The organism is Fimbriimonas ginsengisoli Gsoil 348 (genome assembly GCF_000724625.1).
GTDB classification, from domain to species: Bacteria; Armatimonadota; Fimbriimonadia; order Fimbriimonadales; family Fimbriimonadaceae; genus Fimbriimonas; species Fimbriimonas ginsengisoli.
The window spans coordinates 3423391-3445401 of the sequence record NZ_CP007139.1; the positions used below are offsets into that span (position 1 = coordinate 3423391).

Annotated in this window: 20 protein-coding genes; 12 read left to right on the forward strand and 8 right to left on the reverse strand. The window is 57.9% G+C overall.

The genetic code is table 11. The features are described from left to right. Window positions 1–208: 208 nt before the first annotated feature. Window positions 209–979, reverse strand: coding sequence for a hypothetical protein (locus OP10G_RS15445; protein ID WP_025229533.1), 771 nt, complete (start codon window positions 977–979; stop codon window positions 209–211). A 421-nt stretch (window positions 980–1400) separates the two neighbouring features. On the opposite strand from OP10G_RS15445, the gene OP10G_RS27435 reads away from it, so the two are divergent. Continuing rightward, window positions 1401–1595 (forward strand): hypothetical protein, encoded by a 195-nt coding sequence (locus tag OP10G_RS27435; protein ID WP_052547777.1) that lies wholly within the window; start codon window positions 1401–1403, stop codon window positions 1593–1595. Further along, a complete protein-coding gene (locus tag OP10G_RS27440) occupies window positions 1592–1900 on the forward strand; it encodes a thioredoxin family protein (protein ID WP_052547779.1) in 309 nt (102 codons plus the stop codon). The genes OP10G_RS27435 and OP10G_RS27440 overlap by 4 nt, the downstream gene beginning before the upstream one ends. 71 nt (window positions 1901–1971) lie before the next feature. Here OP10G_RS27440 and OP10G_RS15455 read toward each other — a convergent pair whose 3' ends face one another. The 3 genes from OP10G_RS15455 to OP10G_RS15465 form a co-directional block, all read right to left on the reverse strand. After that, window positions 1972–2472 (reverse strand): hypothetical protein, encoded by a 501-nt coding sequence (locus tag OP10G_RS15455; RefSeq protein WP_025229531.1) that lies wholly within the window; start codon window positions 2470–2472, stop codon window positions 1972–1974. A gap of 130 nt (window positions 2473–2602) precedes the next feature. After that, window positions 2603–2764: a DUF433 domain-containing protein gene (locus tag OP10G_RS27935; RefSeq protein WP_420810092.1), complete on the reverse strand. Its 162-nt coding sequence runs from the start codon at window positions 2762–2764 to the stop codon at window positions 2603–2605. 410 nt (window positions 2765–3174) lie between these two features. Continuing rightward, on the reverse strand, window positions 3175–3921 hold the full coding sequence (locus tag OP10G_RS15465) for a hypothetical protein (RefSeq protein ID WP_025229530.1): 747 nt from the start codon (window positions 3919–3921) through the stop codon (window positions 3175–3177). 192 nt (window positions 3922–4113) lie between these two features. Between OP10G_RS15465 and OP10G_RS15470 the strand changes: the two genes are divergently transcribed. Then, window positions 4114–4761 carry a hypothetical protein gene (locus OP10G_RS15470; protein ID WP_025229529.1) on the forward strand — a complete coding sequence of 216 codons (648 nt, stop codon included), beginning with the start codon at window positions 4114–4116 and terminating at the stop codon, window positions 4759–4761. 163 nt (window positions 4762–4924) lie between these two features. On the opposite strand, the gene OP10G_RS15475 is transcribed toward OP10G_RS15470, so the two are convergent. Further along, window positions 4925–5650: a hypothetical protein gene (locus OP10G_RS15475; protein WP_025229528.1), complete on the reverse strand. Its 726-nt coding sequence runs from the start codon at window positions 5648–5650 to the stop codon at window positions 4925–4927. A gap of 182 nt (window positions 5651–5832) precedes the next feature. Between OP10G_RS15475 and OP10G_RS24810 the strand changes: the two genes are divergently transcribed. The 5 genes from OP10G_RS24810 (at window position 5833) to OP10G_RS15500 (ending at window position 12908) form a co-directional block, all read left to right on the forward strand. Then, window positions 5833–6714, forward strand: coding sequence for a helix-turn-helix domain-containing protein (locus tag OP10G_RS24810; RefSeq protein WP_025229527.1), 882 nt, complete (start codon window positions 5833–5835; stop codon window positions 6712–6714). A gap of 198 nt (window positions 6715–6912) precedes the next feature. Beyond that, window positions 6913–7899: a LacI family DNA-binding transcriptional regulator gene (locus OP10G_RS15485; RefSeq protein WP_025229526.1), complete on the forward strand. Its 987-nt coding sequence runs from the start codon at window positions 6913–6915 to the stop codon at window positions 7897–7899. A 96-nt stretch (window positions 7900–7995) separates the two neighbouring features. Beyond that, on the forward strand, window positions 7996–8796 hold the full coding sequence (locus OP10G_RS15490; RefSeq protein WP_025229525.1) for a prepilin-type N-terminal cleavage/methylation domain-containing protein: 801 nt from the start codon (window positions 7996–7998) through the stop codon (window positions 8794–8796). A 4-nt stretch (window positions 8797–8800) separates the two neighbouring features. Then, window positions 8801–9058, forward strand: coding sequence for a hypothetical protein (locus OP10G_RS15495; RefSeq protein WP_025229524.1), 258 nt, complete (start codon window positions 8801–8803; stop codon window positions 9056–9058). Between the two features lie 118 nt (window positions 9059–9176). Continuing rightward, the gene (locus tag OP10G_RS15500) at window positions 9177–12908 is read left to right on the forward strand and encodes a glycoside hydrolase family 2 TIM barrel-domain containing protein (protein ID WP_025229523.1); all 3732 of its coding nucleotides are present in this window, start codon (window positions 9177–9179) and stop codon (window positions 12906–12908) included. 115 nt (window positions 12909–13023) lie between these two features. Here the strand turns inward: OP10G_RS15500 and ligD are convergent, their stop codons facing one another. Together ligD and xth are read right to left on the reverse strand one after the other, a co-directional pair. Beyond that, window positions 13024–15066, reverse strand: coding sequence for a DNA ligase D (ligD, locus tag OP10G_RS15505; protein ID WP_025229522.1), 2043 nt, complete (start codon window positions 15064–15066; stop codon window positions 13024–13026). A 4-nt stretch (window positions 15067–15070) separates the two neighbouring features. Further along, entirely contained in the window at window positions 15071–15847 is a 777-nt protein-coding gene (xth, locus tag OP10G_RS15510; RefSeq protein ID WP_025229521.1) for an exodeoxyribonuclease III, read from the reverse strand. 522 nt (window positions 15848–16369) lie between these two features. Between xth and OP10G_RS25905 the strand changes: the two genes are divergently transcribed. The 4 genes from OP10G_RS25905 to OP10G_RS15525 all read left to right on the forward strand — a co-directional run bounded on the left by OP10G_RS25905 (window position 16370) and on the right by OP10G_RS15525 (window position 20053). After that, window positions 16370–17131, forward strand: coding sequence for a DUF4760 domain-containing protein (locus tag OP10G_RS25905; protein WP_158409252.1), 762 nt, complete (start codon window positions 16370–16372; stop codon window positions 17129–17131). Between the two features lie 240 nt (window positions 17132–17371). Further along, window positions 17372–17806, forward strand: a complete 435-nt coding sequence (locus OP10G_RS15515; RefSeq protein ID WP_038473213.1) for a very short patch repair endonuclease — start codon at window positions 17372–17374, stop codon at window positions 17804–17806. 100 nt (window positions 17807–17906) lie between these two features. Then, window positions 17907–19085 carry a DNA cytosine methyltransferase gene (locus tag OP10G_RS15520; protein ID WP_084179375.1) on the forward strand — a complete coding sequence of 393 codons (1179 nt, stop codon included), beginning with the start codon at window positions 17907–17909 and terminating at the stop codon, window positions 19083–19085. A gap of 230 nt (window positions 19086–19315) precedes the next feature. Next, window positions 19316–20053, forward strand: a complete 738-nt coding sequence (locus tag OP10G_RS15525) for an HNH endonuclease (protein ID WP_227624943.1) — start codon at window positions 19316–19318, stop codon at window positions 20051–20053. 403 nt (window positions 20054–20456) lie between these two features. Here the strand turns inward: OP10G_RS15525 and OP10G_RS15535 are convergent, their stop codons facing one another. Further along, a complete protein-coding gene (locus tag OP10G_RS15535) occupies window positions 20457–21863 on the reverse strand; it encodes a M20/M25/M40 family metallo-hydrolase (RefSeq protein ID WP_084179378.1) in 1407 nt (468 codons plus the stop codon). Window positions 21864–22011 lie beyond the last annotated feature (148 nt).

Here is a 22011-nt window from a genome sequence, read left to right on the forward strand (position 1 = left end):
TTAAGTATGGGCGTTGCAATGCCACAGTGGCTGGTCGTCTCTTGGCAGGACTGGTAAAGAATTGCACTGAGTAGCCACAACTCCCGATCTCACGGTGCCGAAAATGGCAATATTCGATCCGATAATTATAGGAAGATGTCGACACGCTGTGCAATCGCATGAGCAGAGGAGCAAACTTAGTCGATCCGGTTGATCTCGCTTTCAACGGTTATCGTTGTGGTTCCGCAAGCCCGATATACCTTAGCTGGATCCCGGCATTTGGATTGCTCTTCAGCAGTATGCTGAGGGCGGTTCTATCGGCTTCCGAGTTGTTGATCATTACCGCGTAGGTTCCATCGGTATCCGTGTGCGTTGTAAGAGCTATCTCTTGACCATGCATGAAGGCGCTACATCGCATATTGATGTACTGGCCGACATAGGTAACGCCCTTGAAGACCACCTTCTTTATATCTTCGGGGGAGACATTTACAACGGATACATGAAAGACCGGGTCTTTGTGAGTGCCATTAAACCTAGCACCGCTAAATGGAGCCGTCACCTGACCCAAGGCGTCAGCCTCGTTCAACCGAAGAGTAATAGTGTCTCCGTCCCATGTTCCATTGCCGATGGTTGCATCGATTCTCCCAGGTAGGCTACTCGGCATACTGTCAATGATCGCTCTTAGCCGGTCGACCTCCTTTGAGAAGGCATCGCGTTCGCCATGAAACTTGTCGGCTGAAGCGGATTCAGCCTTAAGTTGTTGTTGTAGATTGCGTACCTCCGATTGAAAACTTACTAGTTCGCGTTCCTTCTTTTCCGACTCTAGGCGGTTGTTTCTTGCGACTACGTATCCGCAATAGGCGCTCCCAATTAGAAAGAAAAGCAGGATCCACCCAACGGTGTTAAGCCTCTCGGTTATCCCATCGTTGTGAACCTTCGAAAAAAGACTAAGAATTCCTATTGCGAGTGTAACGATGATTACTACAAACTCAGTCTGCATTTCCTATTCTCCGTAGTAGTCAATTCCGTAAGTCGACTGTCATTCGTCGTACCAAGGCATGCCCTCAGGGCGGTTTGGGAAGCAAAGGTCTTCCCGCAGACCTAAATCTGGCCCCGTCGCCTTTTCCGTTGCGCGTATTATAGGGGAAAAGAACTCAGAATTAGTAAAGTACGGTGAAAAAGTTGGATCATCGCCGCCCTGCAGACTCCGGTTGGATACTTACTACTGGCTTGGTTCCAGAGCCATTTCCAGTACTCCAAAGCAAGAGACGTGCGCCGAATCCGTCTAGCGCTTTCCGAATGAGAAGTGACTGTGGGACTGTTACACCTGGGCTTGCGAGTCCGGGGGACATCGGCTGGGAAGAAGTTCGACCCGACGAGCCCTCTTTCGGTGATGCGGAAGCCGTCAATGCCAGAAAGTCATGGCAAGGAAATGGCCTCGCGACGAAAACGACGTAGTGGTCTTTGCCCAAGATCTCGATCTTCTCGGCCGCAAGCACCAGGCGCTCGAGATCATCGAAAATGTCGTACGTCGTCACAAAACGAAAGACGATACCGGCAACCGGGCTCAGGCCTTGCTCGCCTACCTCAAGAAGGGCGGCAGCACAAGCGTATGATTCTGGACTTTGGCGGTAACTGGTGCGGCGATTGCCGCGTGCTCGATAAGTACTACCATTTGGAGCCGAACGCCTCGCTGCTGAAGGCGAACTTCATCCTCGTTGAAGTGAATATCGGCCGCTTCGATAAGAACAAAGACATCGCGGAGCAATACGGCGTCCCGCTCGAGAAGGGAGTCCCCGCCCTCGCCGTGCTCGACGCAACCGGGCACCCGCTATTCAGCCAAAAGAAGGGGGAATTCGAATCGATGCGCTCGCTGAGTCCGGCGACGCTGACCGATTTTCTGAAGCGCTGGAAGCGATAACGCTACTCCGACTCCACGACACGAGCAAGGGATCTCCCCCTGCCGGAAAATAGCTCATGGTTGACCGTCAGTCACTTTGCTGGGATACGGATGCGGCGCACCGTACGTTCCAGTTTCTCGAGTTGCCGAGTTAGCTCATCCTTAGTGCACTCCATCACCGCGTAGAGCTCAGGTGCAAGGACCGGCACCATTCGCTTCATTCTGACGACCTCTTTGCGGGCGACCGGCATCAAGCGCAGAGCTTCTTCCTTCGTAAACCTGCAGGTAGCTGCCTTGGAGTACGGGAAGTCTCCTTCAGCGGATGGCGTCGCCGAAGCGGTAGAAGCTAGCTGCGATACGTTGCCTAGGAACATTTTCCACAGCATCGAATAGGATGCAGGATTCCTTTTTCCTTCACTGACTAGAATAAATTCCATGCCACCACAGGGAAATAGGCCAACCTTCCAAAGGTGGATCAACTGTTGTGATATCCATTTATCCTGCTGGGCCGACAGCCTCCGCAGGTTGTGGTCGGGCACGGGAGCGGTTTGGTTGGAGGCAGCAATAATGGCAATAATCGGCAGAATGTTCATTGAGCTAACTCCAAGTGATCTCGATTTGGTCGAAGGAAATCGCGTATGCACAGGACGTTCACCCCTTCAACCTGGGATGGCCGCCAGAGAACCGCACGATACGGGGGGATCGCTATACGGAGCTTCAAAGCTAGCTAGGCCCGATCCAGTGCTCTCGGTCCCCAGCGTATGCGAGACAAGCGAGCATCCCGTCCCGAGTCAGTTGCGGAAAGTCACCCAGAATCACTTCGATCGCCATTCCACCCGCAAGGTAATCCAAGACATCGAACACGCTGATCCTCGTTCCCTTCACGCACGGCTTTGCCGACCTAATTTGCGGATCAATGCCGATATAAAGGGCCGGTAGTCCATGCCGGGATTATACGACGACGACGATTATGGCATCGGCTTTCGTCGGCGTTGCGCCCAGATCAGCCCTGGCTTTCTGCGACTTGTCCGAGGTCGGGAGAGGGGATTCCGGAAGAGTACAGCAGGCGCAGGTACGAGCCAACCTGCGGCTACACGGCTTCGCCGTAAGACTCCTAGAACTGGTCAGCTTTCAGGCCTGTATCCACGGGCACAAACCATCCCGCGGCTACAGGTCGGCTGGCAAGAAGGCTCTGCGACCAGTTCCAAGTCGGAGCTACCCGGGGTCTTCGACCATCGGGCTAATTTCTGTGATCCCTGCGGGATCGGGAGGGTTGGTTGCAGGTCTCTTCATCTTTATGGCGGTCCCGTGGTGACTCCGCCGGTCTGAAATTGGATTTTGTAGAATTGACCTAATCCCTTCGTGGACGTCGCCGACTTCGTCACTAACTCATTCAGCGAGGTCACCGGCTGCTCCGACTGCAAACTTGTATAGTTTGGCTGGGCCATATAGATCATCGCAAGCGGCTGGACGTTGCGAATCGAAATCGACACTTTGCCGGTCGTTTGGTCGACGACCCCGAGATAGTAAGTGAAGTGGGTATCGGTACGCGTTGGCGTCGAATCGACGGCGATCGTGCTCGGACTGCTATTTGGGAATTTGATTGAGAACTGAACGCTCGATCTGGTCGCCGCGGCAGAATTTGCTTTGACCGTGTGGAAGACGAGCGTCGAGCCCGGCAGGTCAGAGCGCGTGAGGCGGATCGTTCCGTCCGATTGGTAGGATCCGGACAGGCTTATCTTCACTCCGCCGTCCGTAAGAATATCGGCCGTTACCGAGTTACCGGCACGGGTGCCGGAGAACAGTCCGGAAACGTCTTCGGCCGCATTGTCGTCCGACGCCTCATTAAACGAACCGGACCACTCGCCCCCACTCGTTTCGGCGAGCACGAGATCCATCTGGGCGCCGTCGGGAAGTTGTGCCGAGTAAACGGTAAAAGGATCGGCCAGCCCTGGCAAATCGCCACCCGATTCGCGGCTTCCTCCACAACCTAACAAAGGCGCCACCAATCCAATGGCAAACATCTTCGTGAATTTACGCATCTCTTCCCGAGGATAGCCGACGGGAGACGGCGACCCGCGCCATGCGGCCGGGCCACTCCGAACTGAATCCGCTAGTATGGACCGATGCAAAAGTCAGGTTACGTATTAGCACTGGGTTTCTCCTTGTTGGCCGTTCACGGTTGTGGGGGTTCGAACTCCTCATCCGGGGAGGGAAAAACCGGTGGACTTGCGATGTCGGAATTCACCGCCACGCTTCCTGACGGCTCGCCCATGGAAATCGAGGTTCTGGACAACGAAAACGGCGTTTGGGCTGGCGAGTTCGCCGTCGCCGCCGAGACCGGGCCTTACGCCCACCAAATCGGATCGTTCGAGGGAAGAATCTCCGGGAACACTTTGACCGCAACGTGCGAGCTTGCGGATGGTTCGGAGTTCACGATGACAGGAACGGCGGACGGCAATAAGAGCCTGAAGCTCACCCGATCGGACATCCCCGGTACCGTCCTGAACTTTGTGCCGGTAATGCCGTTGGAAGCGGCGGTGACGTCTCGCGCCGACGTTTCGTTTATGCTCACCACCGGCGGCACCAACGGCCGCATCGTGATTAGCAACTCTCCCTACTCTGTCCAGGCCGGCGGCACGATGACCGAATATCGGGGCGCCTGGCAAGGCATGGCGGTCACTTTCTGGTCCTACTCCAGCGGCTATGCAAGCTGCGTCATCTACGTTGACCCAATGTGCATCATCACCGCCAACTTCAACTCGCTCAAGCTTAGCGATTTCTCAACCGCCAATCAGACTGGCTCGGGACTCATGACGATGTACAGTTCGGTTGTTCGAGCCCAAGTCAAAGTAAAGTTCACCCCCATCGCCACTCCATAAGATCCTTGGGAATGCGCGAGCTAGCTCAGTGTAGCGAGGTGGGGCTCAATCTCGAGGGAGAGTCAATTGCTCCAGGAACGGCCAGAGAAAAGCGCCATGAAGGCGCTTTTCTGGGCTCGAAGCGAAGCCAACGGACTCTAACGATCTTCGTCGACGGCGGCGCCTACCCGCCGATGGCGTTGTGGCCGAACCAGTCGCCGGTAACCTTTGTGCCGTTCTTGACTCCCACGAGGGTCCCGTTGGTAACCACCGACTGGTTGGTAGATAAGGCAAAATTCCCCTGCGCGGTGTAGGAGGTCCCCCCTCCACTGCCGGTGAACTTGAACGATCCGTTCGAGTAAACGTTCCCGGTCAAATCAACCGTGCTCGCGCCACCATCGATCAGGAGAGTGCCCGTGAACGAGCCGTTAGCGGCGACATCGCCGCTCCAATCATTCCCAGCGGCGCCTTGCTTATATCCTCCCTCGTAGTGGTTTGCATACACCGTCACATCAGGCGAATTGAGGAATGGGGCATTGTAAGGAACTGAGATCGACCCGGCAATGGTGCCCTGCGCCGTTCGACCAAGCCCGGTTCCCTTGAGAGTTCCGTTGACCGTGACCTGTTTGTTATTTGCTCCATTAGCGGTAATGAAGAAGCCACCGACGTGGTTCGCGATGCCGGTTCCGACAAAGGTGCCCTGGATGCTATCGACGATCGTGATCGTGATCAGCCCGTTAGTCGCAACGGCAATCGTCATGGCTCCCGTCGACCGCGTGTATGCGGCCGAGTAGGTACCCGCGAACGCCGAGTAGTCGACACTGGCGGTCTGCCCGGAGGAGCCTCCGCAGCCATAGAGCGCCCCGACGATGGTGGCAAGAATTCCAAATTTGATGATTGATCGGCTCATTCCAACTCCTAATGGCCTCGACGTCGCAATTTTAGGGCGAGAGCCGGAATGCCGCGCTCATTATCTGCCGCTACGTTGCCGCGTGCGTGGGTTACACGTTAAATGGCGATTACTTACCACCAAATGTGGATTTGGACGAGTGATCCGCTCCGCTTGGGTAGGCGGAGACCTAGAATGCTTGCATGGATCGCTACCACCGGATCGACCTCGGCAGCCCGCCGCAGGTTCGCCGCCTCGGATTTATGCACTTCGAGGAAGGGGAGCGAAGGTGGCAGATTCCCGCGGATCAGTGGCATCTGATGATGCCGGATCACGGCGGGGTGGTTCAATTCGGCCGCCTGCTGCTTCCGTTCGAGGGAGGCTCGGTTCTGCTCCTTCCTCCCCGCGCGGTTGTCCGGCTCTCGTTCGACGATCCCTCGCTCAGCGGGCACTGGTTCTGCCTCTTCAGTCCGACGGAGGATGCGCCGTTTCCGGTAGCCATCGCGACGAGCAGCAATCTCGGCTTGGAATACCACTGGTGGCGGGATCGGTTTACCTATCTTTCGGCCTGGTCCCACATCACCGAATCCCACCGGACTCCCCACGTTTGGTCGCTGCTGTGGCGAGTCGCCCGCCCCATCGAAGAGATCCGGCTGAACCCTTACGTGAAGATGGCCGAAACGTTGATGCGAGAACGGATGTCGACGTCCATCCGGATCGACGAGCTCTGCGAGGAGATGCAAGTCTCGCAAAGCCATCTGAATCGGCTGTTTCTGGACGAGCATGGCGTAGGGCCCAAGCGATTCTTGCTCGACCTCCGCGTCTCTCGCGCCGTGAGCCTCTTACGGTCGACGACCAAGCCGGTCAAGGAGATCGCCGCCATGGTCGGTATCCCCGACATTCAGCAGTTCAATAAAACGATGCGCACTTCCGTCGGCCTCTCTCCCACCGCCATCCGCTACAACGCCGCCGCGCCCGCCGACTTCACAGCGGCAACCCCGGAACTCGGCCTGGCTCCGGAGAAAAGGCCGGCCTACGGCGATAGGTCCATGCTGAAAGACGCAAGCCCTTCGTCGCCGGCATAGCATGCAGTGGCTTTACCTGGATTTTAGCAATTACGCCCAGAGCCGGAACTTGCGCCAGACTATCCGGCTTTAGAAAGATATAGCCGAGAGCCGGTTGTCTTACTGGGACAATTACGGCCATCGCGCACGTGGGGCGGGTAACGTCATTGGCAAAGCTCCGACGGCACTCCGGCGTCCAGAAATTACATGAGAGCGACAATGGCCGATATCGCTCGGGAAACCGGGCTCACGCTCGGGACGGTTTCGCGGGCTCTGAACGAACAGCGAAAGTATTCGATCGCTCCTGAGACGCGAGAGCGCGTCCTTGAGGCGGCGAATCGTCTCGGATTCCGACCGAACTTTATCGGTCGTGCGTTGGCGGCCGGCAGCTCTTCGCTGGTCGTATATCTCAGCCCGTCCCCCTTTGCCCCTTACTATGCGGAGATCGGCCGATTTCTATCCGGCCAAGCCGCCCGTAGCGGTCTGACGCTCATCAACGGCGGTGACCTTACCGGCGAGGGTCGGCTGGCCATTCGGGCGAGCGACTGGCTATACGGCGCCGACGCAATAGTGGTGTGCGACTACCGGCACACCTTGGAGCCGTACATCTCGGAGGGGTTGCGGCTAAAGATTCCCGTCATCGAGTTAGGGACCCATCGGCACCTGAAAGGCGATTTCGTAGGCATCAATTTGTATGCCGCCTCGACGCAGTTGATGGAGCATATGTTGGCGCAAGGGTGCCGCCGCATCGGCATCGTTTCGTCCCACGGAACGACCGAGGAAGACCTGCGAATGAAGGCATATATGGATGCCTTGCGCGCTCACCGCATTGCTCCAATCAAAATCTGGTGTCCCGATCACACCCGTATCTCCGGTCGCGAAGCGATCTTGGAGTTCTACGGGAATGGCAACTCTGTCGACGGTCTCTTTTGCCAAAACGACCAGATCGCGGTGGGCGCGTATCGCGGCCTGACGGAGCTCGGCGTAGGCGTCCCAGACGACGTCTTGTTAGCCGGCTGCGACGGTTTAGAGGACACCCTGTATCAGTACGTTCCGATCAGCACCATCGCTCAGCCGTTGGAACAAGTGTGCGAAATCGCATGGTCCATGCTTAGAAGTCGGACGGAAAACCGAGAGGCTGCCGGGCGCGTCGAAGAGGTCTCGGCAACGTTCGTGGCAAGGGCTTCTACCTTGCGTCCACGTTGACGAACATTTCGTTTGTACCTGCCAAAATCTCGTGTTATACTCCCGGAAAGCGCTTTCCGAGAGTATTCCGACGGCTTAGCGCTTTGGGACAATTTCATGAAACGAAGTGGTTTTACTCTTATTGAGCTTCTTGTTGTAATTGCCATCATCGCAATATTAGCCGCAATTCTCTTTCCCGTCTTCGCCCAGGCAAAACGGGCCGCCAAGGACACGTCTGGGCTCTCAAACACAAAGCAGATCGCAACCGCCGCCCTGATGTATGCCAACGACTCGGACGACGCGGTCATCCTCTGGGAATGGCCCAGCTACCCGTGGAATGCTTGGCCGATCCTGATCAACGCCTACACCAAGAACACGGACATCGTTTGGGATCCGTCGCGGCAAAAGACGGTGACCGTACCGAGCCAACCTTGGGATTTCTCCCCCGGCAATAATTGGGGCTGGCAGACGCACGCCACGATCAACCGCTACGCCTACGCCAGCTATACGAATCCTCGAAGCTCAACTCAAATCGAGGCTCCTGCCGAGCGCATCGCCTTCTCGTTCGGAGAGGATCAGTACTCCGGAAACGCGCTTTCCCAGCACTGGTTCGACGCCCAGCGGGCGGCCTGCCCATCGGTTGCGAATACGCCGACGGACCGATCCACCGACTGGTACAACCAGCTTGCCCGCGCGGCCATCAAGTACCACGGCGACGGATTGATCGCGGCCTACGCCGATGGCCACGCGAAGAAATCGCCCTATAAGCAGTGGATGAAGAATCAGCCGAGCTTTTCCGATTCCGCTCAATGCGAGAAGGACAACTTCTACGGCCCGGACGGTCAGGCGGGGACTGCCGACGACAACGATACGCCGCTCACCCGCGCCTGGGGTCGCTGGTGGACTTATGCCTATTGATGCAATGAACCTGCGACGCGCCTTGCTAGCCCTCGCGGTTGCCGCCGGCGTCCTCGCCGGCTGCGAGCCCGCTCCCTCGACGCCGCTTGCCCCCGATCAGCCAATGCCCGATACCAGCAAGATGAGCCAAGAGGAGATCAATAAGCTCCACAACCAGCCGAGCGGTACGGACGCCGGACGCGCGGGCGGCGCTCCGCCGCTAAGCACGTCCGCGCACTCCGACAACACTCCCGCCGATCGACAAGGCAGCCCGGGAGGTTAGCCGTTCCCACCGGCCAGGCGACTGCTTGGCCGGCGAGCCCTCTTTGCCATCCATGCGACGGAAGTGATTCGAACAAGCGCATGGTCTACGGTCCTCCGTACCTTCAGCCCCAGAAACCATGCTCTCTCTTCTCCTCGTCTCGCTTTCCCACCTGTCCGCCGCCGCCGTCCCTCCGGAGATCGAGGACGAGCAATGCCTTGGAATCAATAAGGCGCCCTACCACAGCACCCTCGTTCCCTACGGCACCCTGCAAGAAGCTCTCCGCGCCGATCGGGCTAAATCCAGCTATGCCCGGTCACTGAACGGACCGTGGAAGTTCAACTGGGTCAAGCGTCCCGAACTAAGGCCGGCCGAATTCTATCGGCCGACGTACGACGTCTCCAAATGGAAGACGATCTCGGTGCCGTCCAACTGGCAGGTCTTGGGATACGGTACGCCGTACTACAGAAACAACGGTTACACCTTTCAGAAAGATTGGCCACGGGTGATGTCGGAGCCGCCCAAGGACTGGACCGCCTACGACGAGCGAAATCCGGTTGGCTCGTATCGCCGCAACTTTAAGGTGCCGGCGAGTTGGGATGGCCGCGAAGTCTTCCTGAAGTTCGATGGCGTGGATGCAGGATTCTTCCTGTGGGTCAATGGGCAAAAGGTTGGCTACTCGCAGAACTCCCGAAACGCCGCCGAATTTGACGTCACAAAATTTCTTAAGCCCGGCGCAAACGATGTGGCGGTCGAGGTCTACCGGTACACCGCCGGAACCTACTTCGAAGATCAGGATATGTGGCGGCTGTCGGGCATCTTCCGCAACGTGACCCTCTGGTCCGCGCCGAAGCTCCACATTCGGGACACATTTGTAACCTCCGACCTCGATTCCGCCTATAAGAACGCTACGTTGAAGGTGACCGCAAAGGTCCACAACTACGGCGACAAACCCTCGGCGCCGTCGGTCCTTAAGACGACGCTCTTCGACTTGGCCGGAGCCTCCGTTCGTGGAGTGCGCGTCAGTGGAGCAGTGCCAAGTATTCCCGCCGGCGGTGAGGCGACCGTGACCCTGTCCTCGGCCGTGGCGGATCCCCAGAAGTGGACCGCGGAGACACCGAACCTCTACACCGCCGTTCTGAACCTCGGCGACGGCAAGGAGATTCTCTCCCACCGGGTCGGCTTCCGCAAGGTGGAAATCAAGGGCCGGGTCTTTATGATAAACGGCAAGCCGGTGAAGCTCAAGGGCGCCAATCGGCATGAGATGAATCCAAACACGGGGCACTACGTGACGGAGGCCGATATGGTTCAGGACCTGGTCATGCTCAAGCGGGCAAACTGCAACCACGTCCGAACTTGTCACTATTCCGACGATCCACGATGGTACGAGCTGTGCGATGAGTGGGGCATCTACCTTGTCGCCGAGGCCAACCTGGAGTGCCATGGCTATTACGGGGTCATCGACCATGAGCCGCGCTTCGAGCGGATGGTCGTCGACCGAAACGTCGCCAACGTCGAAAACTTCAAGAATCACGCCTCGGTCGTGATCTGGTCGATGGGCAACGAGTGCGGCGGCGGCTCCAACTTGCGCTCTGCCGAGAGGGTCGTTCGGTCGATGGATTCATCTCGCCCGACTCACTACGAAGCCTTCGGCGAAGGCGCCGGCAACCCGGCTTCTATCGACAGCCATATGTACACCGATCCCGACGGCCTGGAGCGGATTGCCAATAGCAAGACCCTCACCAAGCCGATGTACCTCTGCGAATACGCCCACGCGATGAATAACTCCATGGGCGCGATCGGAGAGTACAACGACCTCTTCGACAAGTATCCGGCGCTGATGGGCGGAGCGATCTGGGAGTGGGAAGACCAGGGGCTCTGGAACCGGCGCGATCCGAAGCACCCGATTCTCGCCTATGGCGGCGGCTTCGGCGAAAAGCCGAACGACGGCTACTTCATCCACAAAGGGGTCGTGTTTTCCGACCGTTCGCCCAAACCCCACTTCCCGGAAGTGAAACGTGCGTACCAGTGGATCGGCTTCGCCGACCTTGGCGGCGGCAAAGTCAAGGTCAAGAACAAATTCGCGTTCACCAACCTCTCGAAGTACGGCTTCAAATGGACCATCGTGTCCGACGCAGGGACCGTTGCCTCGTCCGTCATTCCTGCCCTTTCGCTCGAGCCGGGCGCGGAAAAGGTCGTCAACTTGGCGCTGCCAAAAATCGAACGGCGGTCTGGAGAGTCGCTCTATCTGAATATCGCGGCGGTTCTCAAGGCCGACGAGAAGTGGGCTCGTAAAGGTGACGAGATTGCGAACGCGCAGTTTCCGCTCGTCGTTTCGGAACTGGGGACCGCTAAGGCGCCCGCCGGGGACCTGAGCGTGGATTCCGCTTCGCTCGACGGGATCAAAATCTCGGGAAGCGGCTTCGCTATCTCCTTCGATCGCCGCACCGGCGCCATCTCGGGCATGTCCACCAACGGCCGCTCTTTGCTGCTTCCCGGAGGCGGTCCAAAACTCCACCTTTGGCGTGCGCAGCATCGGATCGACGACGGTTGGGCCGCCGCCGGCTGGTACGCCGCCGGGCTGCAAGATCTGAAGGCGGAAGTGCTGAACCTCGATGCTAAGAAGGGCGCGGGCGGGGAAGTGGTCGTCTCGTCGAGTATTCGTTACCTCGGCAAGAACGGCTTCTCCGTTCTTCACCTCGCCACTTACGCCGTCTACGCCGACGGCACGGTGGCGGTAGATAACGCGGTTTCCCCGGCAGGGAAGAACATTGCCCTCGCCCGGATCGGTGTGCGAATGCTCCTTGATCCGAGCCTGAACTCTCTCACTTACTTCGCGCGCGGTCCGATGGAGAACTACGCCGACCGGAAACGCGGCTCCGACATTGGCCGCTACGTGAGCACCGTGAACCAACAGTTCACTCCGTACGAGAAACCCCAAGAGTGCGGCAACCACGAGGACATGAAGTGGTTATCGCTTGCCGGCCAAGGCGGCCCGCGACTCTCGGCGATTGCCAACGGAGAGCCTCTGCAGTTTTCAGCGCTCCCCTACCGGGACGAAGATATGGAAGACGTCCCGTACCGCGTCGATTTGCCAAAGTCGAGGTCGACCGTGCTTATTCTCTCGGCCAAAACGCTCGGAGTAGGCTCCGCCGCGTGCGGACCCCGCCCCCTGCCGCAGTACCGGCTCGACTGCACGCCCCGCCGCTTCTCCTACGTTCTTCGTCTCGGTGGAAACTCCGAGTTATCGTCCATTCCAAAGCGGAGCATGCGTCCCGTGCTTGTATCACGCGCTCCCGACGGACGGACTTCGCTCGCGGGCGACGGACCGGTCGAGACTTCGACGGACGGCAATGTGTGGACCAGCTACCACGGGGCGTTCACGGTAATCGAGCCGACCAAGCTCTGGGTTCGGACGCCCGGTTTCACCGGTCAGATCGTGGTCGATCCCCCTCCCGCGAATCAGGGTTGGAAGGCGACCGCCAGCGACTTTGAACCCGGAGAAGGAGACTCGGCCCATGTGCTCGACAACGATCCGACCACGATCTGGCACAGCCGATACACCCCTCGCTCCGAGCCGCCGCCCCATCGGCTCACCGTCGACCTCCTCAAGCCGACCAAGGTCGGACGGGTCACCTTAACCCCTCGCCAAGACGGCTCAAACGGCCGGATCCGAGCCTATGTGATTGAGACGAGCGACGATGGAAGCGTATGGGAAGCGGCCGCCCGAGGGGAGTTGCGTAACCGCGGCGAAGCCCAAACGGTCCCGTTCACCTCGCCAAGAACAACCCGCTACATCCGCCTCACCGTGCTATCCGACTGGTCCAACGCCGGCTGGGCCTCCCTCGCGGAATTCGACGCGCGGGAGTGACGGTATCCACCTCGGGTCCAGCGCCGAAGCCCGCCCGGGACTAAGCTTGGCCGCATTGTGTTCGACACAAATAGTGTGCCAAGAAGCACCTTAGAAGGAATTCTGCACTAGTTCATTAACGCATGGCATCTAGTTTCTTCAACGTCTCTTCTAGCCTTATTCCTTTTCCGAGTACGGGCTTGAAGATATCTCCGACGGACCTAATGCGGTCGATCGCGTTGGCGATCGTAAAGTCGGTCATGTGGAGGCCCTTCTTCACCTCATCCCAGTGGAGCGGCATGGAGACGGGGGCGCCGGGCTTGGGGCGCACGCAGTACGGAGCGGCGAGGGTCGCCTGCGGTCGGTTTTGTAAGAAGTCGAGGTACATCTTGCCCTCGCGGTCCGCCACCTTGCGCTCGATGCTTGTGATGTCGGGGATCTCCGCGTGCACGCGAGTTACTAGGGCGCGGGCGAACTCCTTGGACTCCTCGTAGGTGTATTTCGCGCCCAAGGGAATGTAGACGTGCAGCCCGGTTGAGCCGGACGTTTTGCAGTAAGAGGGCACCTCAAGAAGGTCGAGAAGCTTATGGACGACCTGCGCTACGACGATGACCTCCTCGAAACTGTTGTGGTCGGGATCGAGATCGATCACGCACCAATCCGGGTTGTCTGGCGCCTCGGCTCTACTGTTCCAGGGGCTGATCTCGATGCAGCCGAGTGAAACCAAATAGAGGAGGCTCGCCTCGTCGTCGCAGACGAAGAATTCCTTTTCTCGTGCGTCGGCTTCGCTGTAATAGGCGAAGGTGTGCACCCAATCCGGAACCTTCCCCTTTACGTCCTTCTGATAGAACTGTTTGCCGTGAATGCCGTTAGGATGCCGATTTAGCGATTGCGGTCGGTCCTTTAGATACGGCAGGATGTACGGCGCGACCTGGTAGTAGTAGTTCAACAGATCGCGCTTGGTGATGTTATCTTCCGGCCAATAGAGTTTGCTTAAGTTCGTGAACTTTAGGTCATGACCGTCTATTTTGCGAACCTGGCTCGCGTCGGTTGGATTCAGGAGAGTCTTCCGCTCGCTCGTCCCTCTTGGCGTTAGAACCTTCTTGCTTGCGCCGTGGGTATCGGTCAGAGTCGCCGTATCTTGCTCCTTTTCGAGAACGACGTTGCGCGCGCTCTTGTCTGCCCTCATTCCCTCGAAAGACGGGTGGCGCATGACTTGGTCGGAGGTCATCTCGGTGAAACTCACTTCGCACACGAGCCTCGGCTCGAGCCATGTCGCCGTCGCCTTCGGAGGGTCGGGGCGGAACCGTGACGGACTGTTGATGTCCGGGACCGTGGTAAAGGGGCTGGTCTCGCGAATTAGAGGCTGGAACTGCGCGAGCATAGATCGCTGGGTCTTGATATCGAATCCGGTGCCGATCTTGCCGGTGTACTTAAGCTGGTCGCCCTCGAAGACGCCGACGAGGAGCGAGCTGAACGGCTTACTCGATCCTTCGTTCTTGGTGTACCCACCGATGACGACTTCCTGCCGCTTATGCGCCTTGATCTTGAGCCAATCGCTGGTACGATCGCCCGGCCGGTAGACGCTGTTGTTCTTCTTGGCGATGATCCCTTCCAGCCCAAGTTTCACCGCCGCTTCGAAAACTTGGATCCCTTGACCTTCGAAATTCTCGCTAAAGCGGATCGCCTCGTTTTCTGGCGGAATCAGTGCCCGAAGCAACGATCGCCTTTCGGTAAGGGGGAGGTTGGTGAGGTCTTTCCCTTCCAGCCATAAGAGGTCGAAGGCGTAGAAGATGAGGAGCCCGTCGGCCTCGCTGCGCCAGTTCTGCAACGCGCCGAAGCTTGATACTCCATTGGGGCTCGTGACCGTGATCTCGCCGTCGATCACGGCATTGAGTTTCCAGCTCTGCAAGGCGGTCAGAACGGAATAGAACTTCTCATTGAACGACTTTTCATTCCGAGACGTAAGATCGACCCGTCCTTCGTTCAGAAGCGCAATCGCGCGGTACCCATCCCACTTGATCTCGAACGACCAAGAGTCGTCGTCGAACGGCTTGTCGACGAGGGTGGCAAGCATCGGCTTAACTGCTTTCGGGAACGGCCGCTTGGGAGCGGCCTCGAGAATCGCTCTCAAATCGGCGGGCAGCTTCTTCACATCGAATCCGGAGTTCTCTTTCATCGGCTTAAGCAGAATTGATTTCGATCCACGTTGGCGCGTGATCGCTGGATTTCTCCCACCCTCTCACATCGCGGTCGACGCCGGCCGCGACCAGGTGGCCGGCGATTTGGGGACTGAGCAAGAGATGGTCGATCCGTATTCCGGCGTCCCGGGCGTAGGCGTTTCGGAAGTAATCCCAGAAGGTGAAGATCTTCTCTTCCGGGTGCAAAGTGCGCAGCGCGTCGGTCCACCCTTGGGCGACCAATTTGCGGTACGCCTCTCTCGATTCTGGGAAGAACAGGGCGTCGTCGACCCAGCTCGCCGGCTTGTGACAGTCCAGCTCCGTCGGGATAACGTTATAGTCGCCCGCCAGGACGACGGGGACCTCGTGGTTCAGGAGTGATTTGGCATAGGTTGTCAGTCGCTCGAACCACGCAAGCTTGTAGTCAAACTTGGGCCCGGGAGCGGGATTGCCGTTCGGGAGGTAGAGGCAGCCGACCACGATCCCGTTGATCGCCGCCTCGATGTAGCGGCTATGAATATCCTCCGGATCCCCCGGCAGCCCCCGCCGAGTCTCCTCCGGCGCCCCCCCTTTCGCCAGAATCGCCACCCCGTTCCAACTCTTCTGCCCATGCCAAATCGCCCCATACCCGGCCTCGCGGATGGCGGCTTCCGGGAACTTCTCCTGCGGCGCCTTGAGCTCCTGCAGGCAAACCACGTCCGGCTGAGCCATCTCCAACCACCGCAACAACACGGGCAGTCGCCCGTTGATGCCGTTCACGTTATAAGTGGCGATCTTCATCTGGCGACCCCGTCCGGCACTCCCCCTGTCGAAATAGGGCGAAGATGGCCGAGCGAATGTTCGTCTTCCGCGGACGCGCATGAAGGGGTGTTATGCGAACGCCGTGAACAGTAGAGCCGATCGACGAGGCAATCGCGCGTTAGGTTGCCACCGGCCCGAAAATAGGAGGATCAACCAAAACGGATACACGTTCTCTAGGAAAGTGTGCCCATTCAGGTTCAAATATGATGCCTTAGACCTGACTTGGACCGGTGATTGTAATCTTGACCGTGCCGTGTCTCAGGCCAACAGTACTGCGATCATACAAGGATTCCGACTCAAGATGAACATTGTCAACCACTTCGCCAATAGAAAAGTAGCTCATAATTGGACGCCAGCCGGCCTTGTTTCTTTCGTGGTTGCAGGCCGGAAAGCAGAGGACTGGGCAAGCTCTCTCGCTCTCAGCGCACAGGATGAAGGGTGTGGGGGGCATTCAGTTCAATAGCTAAACCTTTCCGAGTTTGTGGCGTATCCCTTATTGCAGTGGACAACCAAACTCAAGCCGCAATCCTACAAGTTTATGCCGCATGGGCCGGGGTACTTGTTACCCTATTTGGATTCCTAGTCATCACTTTTCAGCTACGCGTTTCAGCAAAGGCTTCTCGAACGCAAAACGCAAGCACCTTTATGCTTGGTGAGCACAAGGAACGACTTCTGAATGATGCCAGCGAGGCCTTGGGACAACTATTCCAATTTGGGAGTCGAAAACAAATGCCGATGGAGACGGCTAGAAAGATCATGGCTGACGAACCCACCGCTCGAAAACTCAGTGCCGTCCTCAACTACTATGAAAACGTCGCCGCCGGAGTCAACTGCGGTGTGCACGACGAACAATACGTGCGCCTTGCGGGTTCAAGATCGTTCAGGATTCGCTTTTGGGAGAACGCAAACTACATAGCCGCCGTTCGCGAATCAAACAGAAACCCGAATCTCTGGATTGAACTGGAGCGCCTTTGCGAAAAATGGGATCGATGGTCCAATGCGTCTCCACACTTTTTCGAGAATGGGCAAGTTGTCGTCGGTGTACCCTTTGAAGAACTCCGGGTTCCGTCAGAACAGGAGCGGTGGAAACCCAGGCTGAAACCGAGGAGGAGCAACTCTTGGCTGCTTTCCCGACAAAACAGACTGGGACGTTCCGAAACGGCAGTGTTGGCCTCCCCTGATTCTTCAGGTCAACTCCAATCCGCTACACAATCTGCTGCCTTGCATAAAAGGAAGACGCAATCCTCTGACAGCCCTAGTTAACGCGTTTCTGCTCCCGCTGGCAAAAACGATTCGACGAAGGGCAAATAATCACATTGCAATACCTCGAACCCTCTTCAGAGTCGCGGATCTCACGCAGAAACTGACGAAGACAAATCTGGCGACTGGAACCTCTGCCCCAGTTTGAGAGATTGTCGTAGTAATACTTGTCGGACACAGCGACCGGAGAAACGCAATTCGCAAGTAGGCAGCAGATGAATGCCAGCTGGGAAGGAATCTGAAATGCTCGCACCGAGGGAAACCCTTGTTGTGAAGGAAAGTACGTCACGGTCCATGCGTGCGAACCGGTCGAAAGATACGACATTGGAGGTCACGTTTCGCAAGGCCCTCTGGCGGGCCGGGATACGTGGGTACCGAAAGCACGTCCGGAGCCTTCCAGGATCGCCCGACCTGTGTTTCAGTTCCAAGCGGGTGGCCGTGTTCATGCATGGATGCTACTGGCACCGCTGTCCCGTCTGCAAGAAAGACGCGCCTTTGAAGACGAACGTGGAGTTCTGGCGATCGAAGCTGGAAGCAAGCGTGGAGCGCGACGTGCGGAGCCGCGAACGACTCGAAGCGCTTGGGTACCACGTGCTCATCATCTGGGAGTGCGAAGTGCGAAAGAATCTCGAATCGTGCGTCGAACGGGTCAGGACTGCGGTTGCGAAGCCGCAGTGATGGGGCCATCGGCTACCATACAAAGGTAAATTCCTCCGAGGCGTGGTGCATCGCTATGTCGTCTGTTGAAGTGGGCATCCAGAACCCTTAGGATCTGCGCATGACGGTCGTTGCTGAATCTCGAATTCCATATGGCATTCCGCCCAGTGCCTGCGAAGGCGGCGGGTCTGCGCCGTACCGGATCATCGATCTATTCAGCGGGTGCGGTGGCCTCACTTGGGGTTTTGCGCGGAGCCACGCACCGCATTTCGAATCCGTATGGGCCAACGACTTTAACGACTTCGCCGCCCGGACGTTCAATGCCAACTTCGGCAATCACTGCGTCGTCGGCGACATTGTAGAAATCCTTGCAGACCCACGGACGACCGTGCCAAAGGCTGACGTCGTCATCGGCGGCCCACCGTGCCAGGGTTTCTCCCTTCTCAATAAGAACCGCACGAGTGACCCGCGCAAGCAACTCTGGCGACCATACATGGAGGTGATCGAGCGCTCCGGGGCGGATATCTTCGTGATGGAGAACGTCCCGCAGATTCTAGGGTCCTCGGAATTCAGAGAGATCCTCGACGAGGCACGGCGGCTCGGATTCAAGGTGGCGTTCGCGAAGCTCTGCGCCGCCGACTACGGGGTTCCCCAGACGAGACACCGGGCCTTCATCGTTGGATGTCGGTTTGCAGATCCGAGCCCGTTTTTTCCGCCGAAGCGGACCCATTGTGATCCCCAGGTCTTGAAAAAACTGGAACCCGCACTCTTTGACTCGACCTACGTTCCCTTCCCTGCTCCGTGGCGGACGGTCCGCCATGCGATCGGCGACTTACCCGCTCCCGTCGGAATTGAAGTCAGAGCAGAACGGCCTCCTTTAGATTTGCACTTCGGACGAACCCCCACCGCGACCAGCATGGCCCGATATCGGGCAATCCCCGAGCAAGGGATGAATCGGGTCGACTTGCTCCGTAACGCACCCGAGATAACCCCGGACTGCTGGGTGCGCAAGAAGAGCGGCGGCACGGACCTCTTCGGCCGGCTCTGGTGGGACCGACCAGCCTTTACGATACGAACCGAATTCTTCAAGCCGGAGAAAGGACGTTATCTCCATCCGGAACAGCATCGCCCTATCACACACCGTGAAGCGGCACGATTCCAATCGTTTCCAGACGACTTCCGCATCCTTGGAACGAAGGTGGAGATCGCCAAGCAAATTGGCAATGCGGTCCCCGTTGGACTCGCGTCCGCAGTGGCTGGCGCAGTGCTAGAACTTTTGGCCGTGCGGACGGAAAAGTAATGGCGAGGCGATCCAAACCATCGAAGTCGGCTGAGCACTTCGCTGAGTTGCAGGCCTTGATTGTCAACTTTGAACAGGAACTCGAGTCGGGCGACTTGCGAAACAGAGTCCTATCCCTGATTCCGGTATGGCATACGTTGCGCGATTTGGGGAGTTCGCTTATCCCTCCAGAGGAAGCGGGATCGGCCTATAAACGAATTCTTGCTTACCTGACCAGGTACCCGCGCCAGGTGGTTTCGAGCGAGGAGTTGATGATCGTGGCTGGAATCATCGACTACCAACGTCGTATCCGGGAGCTTCGCTGCGAGGCAGGTTGGAAGATTCTAAGCGGCAAGACGGCAAAGCTACTCGTGAACCGTGAGGACAGCGAGGCCGAAGAGATCGAGCCTGACACTGCGGTGTTTTTCGCCGCTATGAAGCCTGACGACTACTACTTGGTCGATACGGAGGCAGATACCGACGCAGCGCGGCGGTGGCACGTCGCGAACCGGATACGTAACCTCGACGTCGGCGTTCGAGAACGAGTTTTGGCGTACCTGCGGGAGAACGTCGGGAGACCGGTCTTCGGCGAGGAGCTTGCGTATGTTGCAGATGATGCCGGCGACTGGCCTCGCCGCACTCGAGAACTCCGGACTGAGTACGGATGGCCGGTGGCGACAAAGACTAGTGGTCGACCGGACCTTCCCATCGGTGTCTACGTGCTTGAGGAGGATCGCCAAGCGCCGGAGCATGACCGCCACATACCGGACAGTGTTCGAGGTCAGGTGCTCCAACGAGACAATTTCGCTTGCTGTAACTGCGGATGGAGTCATGCGATTTGGAACCCGTCCGATCCGCGCCATCTGGAACTTCACCATCTCCACGAGCACGTTCGCGGAGGACAGAATACGGCAGAGAATCTTCTGACCCTCTGCACCGTGTGCCATGACGGCGTGCATGCTGGGCGAATCGCCCTTGGTTTTGGTTAATTTCTAATAGCCTCATTTTCGAATAGGTCGACGCGCATGCAACGTGAAATCGACTTGGCAAAAAGTGGACCGAAAGTGCTTCGGAGTGTGCGGAAATGCAAAAACAGGTCGGTAGCGCAACCGCTACCGACCTATTTGGGTTCAAAACGTGGTGCCTCAGACTGGACGTGAACCGGTGGCCCAAGTATTTACAAAACCTGGCCCTCGAACTTGAGCGGCGCTCGCAGATACAGGCATACGCTCATAGAAGTGCATATCTGGCCTCCTCAGCCCACATAAAATGGGGACGTCAATCAGTGGAGATATGGAAGCGCGTTTCGCCCTCCGTGATGCGGCAAAGCGCCGGTCACTTTGGGACGGAAAAGAAGGCCCGTTCGAACCCGCAAGGTTTACCAGACGCAGCCTAGTCCTTGCCGTCGCCTACCATCTTGCCCGGCTTCACGTGCGGAACCCGGTCGGCCATGTTGGCAAATTCCCATCCGGCGACCGCGAGAGCTTGGATGGAGGGGAGGTATTCCTCCGGCTTTACGTGGTTCAGCATATCGGTTTGGCTGTGGTGGGTTGAGGCGAAGTAGTCGGTGGTGTCCTGGTCCAGGAAGAACCCGGGAACGCCCGCGACGACGAAGGGATCCTGGTCGGAATCCCAGTGCTTTTCGACCGGAATGCCGGTCACCCCGATGCTTTCCAGGGGGGCCATCGCCGCCTTTAGCGTCGGCATCCACTCCTTGTATCCTTGAACCGTAAACCCCGTGGGCTTCCCGGCTCCAAGATCGTGGATGAGGACGGCCTGGAACTTGGAGAGTTCGTCCTTGTGTGCCGCCACGTAAGCGTGGGCGCCGCACGAGCCCTGCTCCTCTCCCGAGAAAAGAACGAACCGAATGGTCCGCTTCGGCTTGAGGCCGAGTTTCTTGATCACGCGCAGGGTTTCGAGGGTCGCGATCGAGCCAGTTCCGTTGTCCGTCGTTCCGGTTCCCAGATCCCACGAGTCGAGGTGGCCGCCGACCAAAACCACTTCGTCGGGCATTTCCGACCCGCGGATCTCGCCGACGACGTTGCGTTCCTTGATGTTAGTCTTAGTGATCGCCCCGCCAAGCCGGAGAGCCATTCGAATTTTCTCTCCTTTGCGAAGGAGTCGCACGAGCATCGAGCGGTCTTCCCGAATGAGGAAGCCAAACGGGACGCGAGGCCAGCCACCGAAGTATTCGTCGAAGTAGGAGTCGTACGGCGAGCCATACATTGTGAACTTTCCGTCCTCGTGCTCCATCGATGTGATCATCGCGACGGCTCGGCGGCCTACTTCCTTGTTCAGCTGATGCACCAACTTGGCGGACTCTTTTTCATCGCTCGTCGGGTTGATCGGCCCAAGCAGGACGATTTTCCCCTTGTATCGGTCGACGTCCTTCAGAAGCTCGTCCACTCGCCCCGTTAACGCCACGACCTCGGCCTCGACGGTCCCTTTGGTGGCCGGATTCCATGGCATCGCATGGATCGTCATCTGGCGCTTGCTCTGAGTGAGGAGGCGACAGTAGTCGTCGGAGCCCCGCTCCCAACGGCTCGGGTAGTCGTAGGATTCGAAGTGGACGTTCTCCGCGCCGTACTCTTTTAGCTTCTCTGCCATCCAACCTTCGGCCCTCTCCAGATTCTCGGACCCGGTCAGGCGAGGTCCGATGTTGTCGCTGAGGTAGGCCAGGTCTTCAGCCGCCTTCCCCCGCTCGCGGATCTCCGCCATGATCTGGTTTGCGGGTGTGGACTGAAGGGATGGCAGAGATACGCCAAGGAAGAGGAGGGGAAGTAGTAGGCGGGGGGTCATGGGCAACTCGGAAGCACGCTACGATCCATCGATCCTGACAGGCAGTTCGACAAAGTCTGAGTACTTGACGGACGCTTGGCGAAGTGCCCGCGATTCGTGTTCGTCAAGCGAAGTTTGCATTTTTAGAACCCTGCCCGAACGTGAGCGT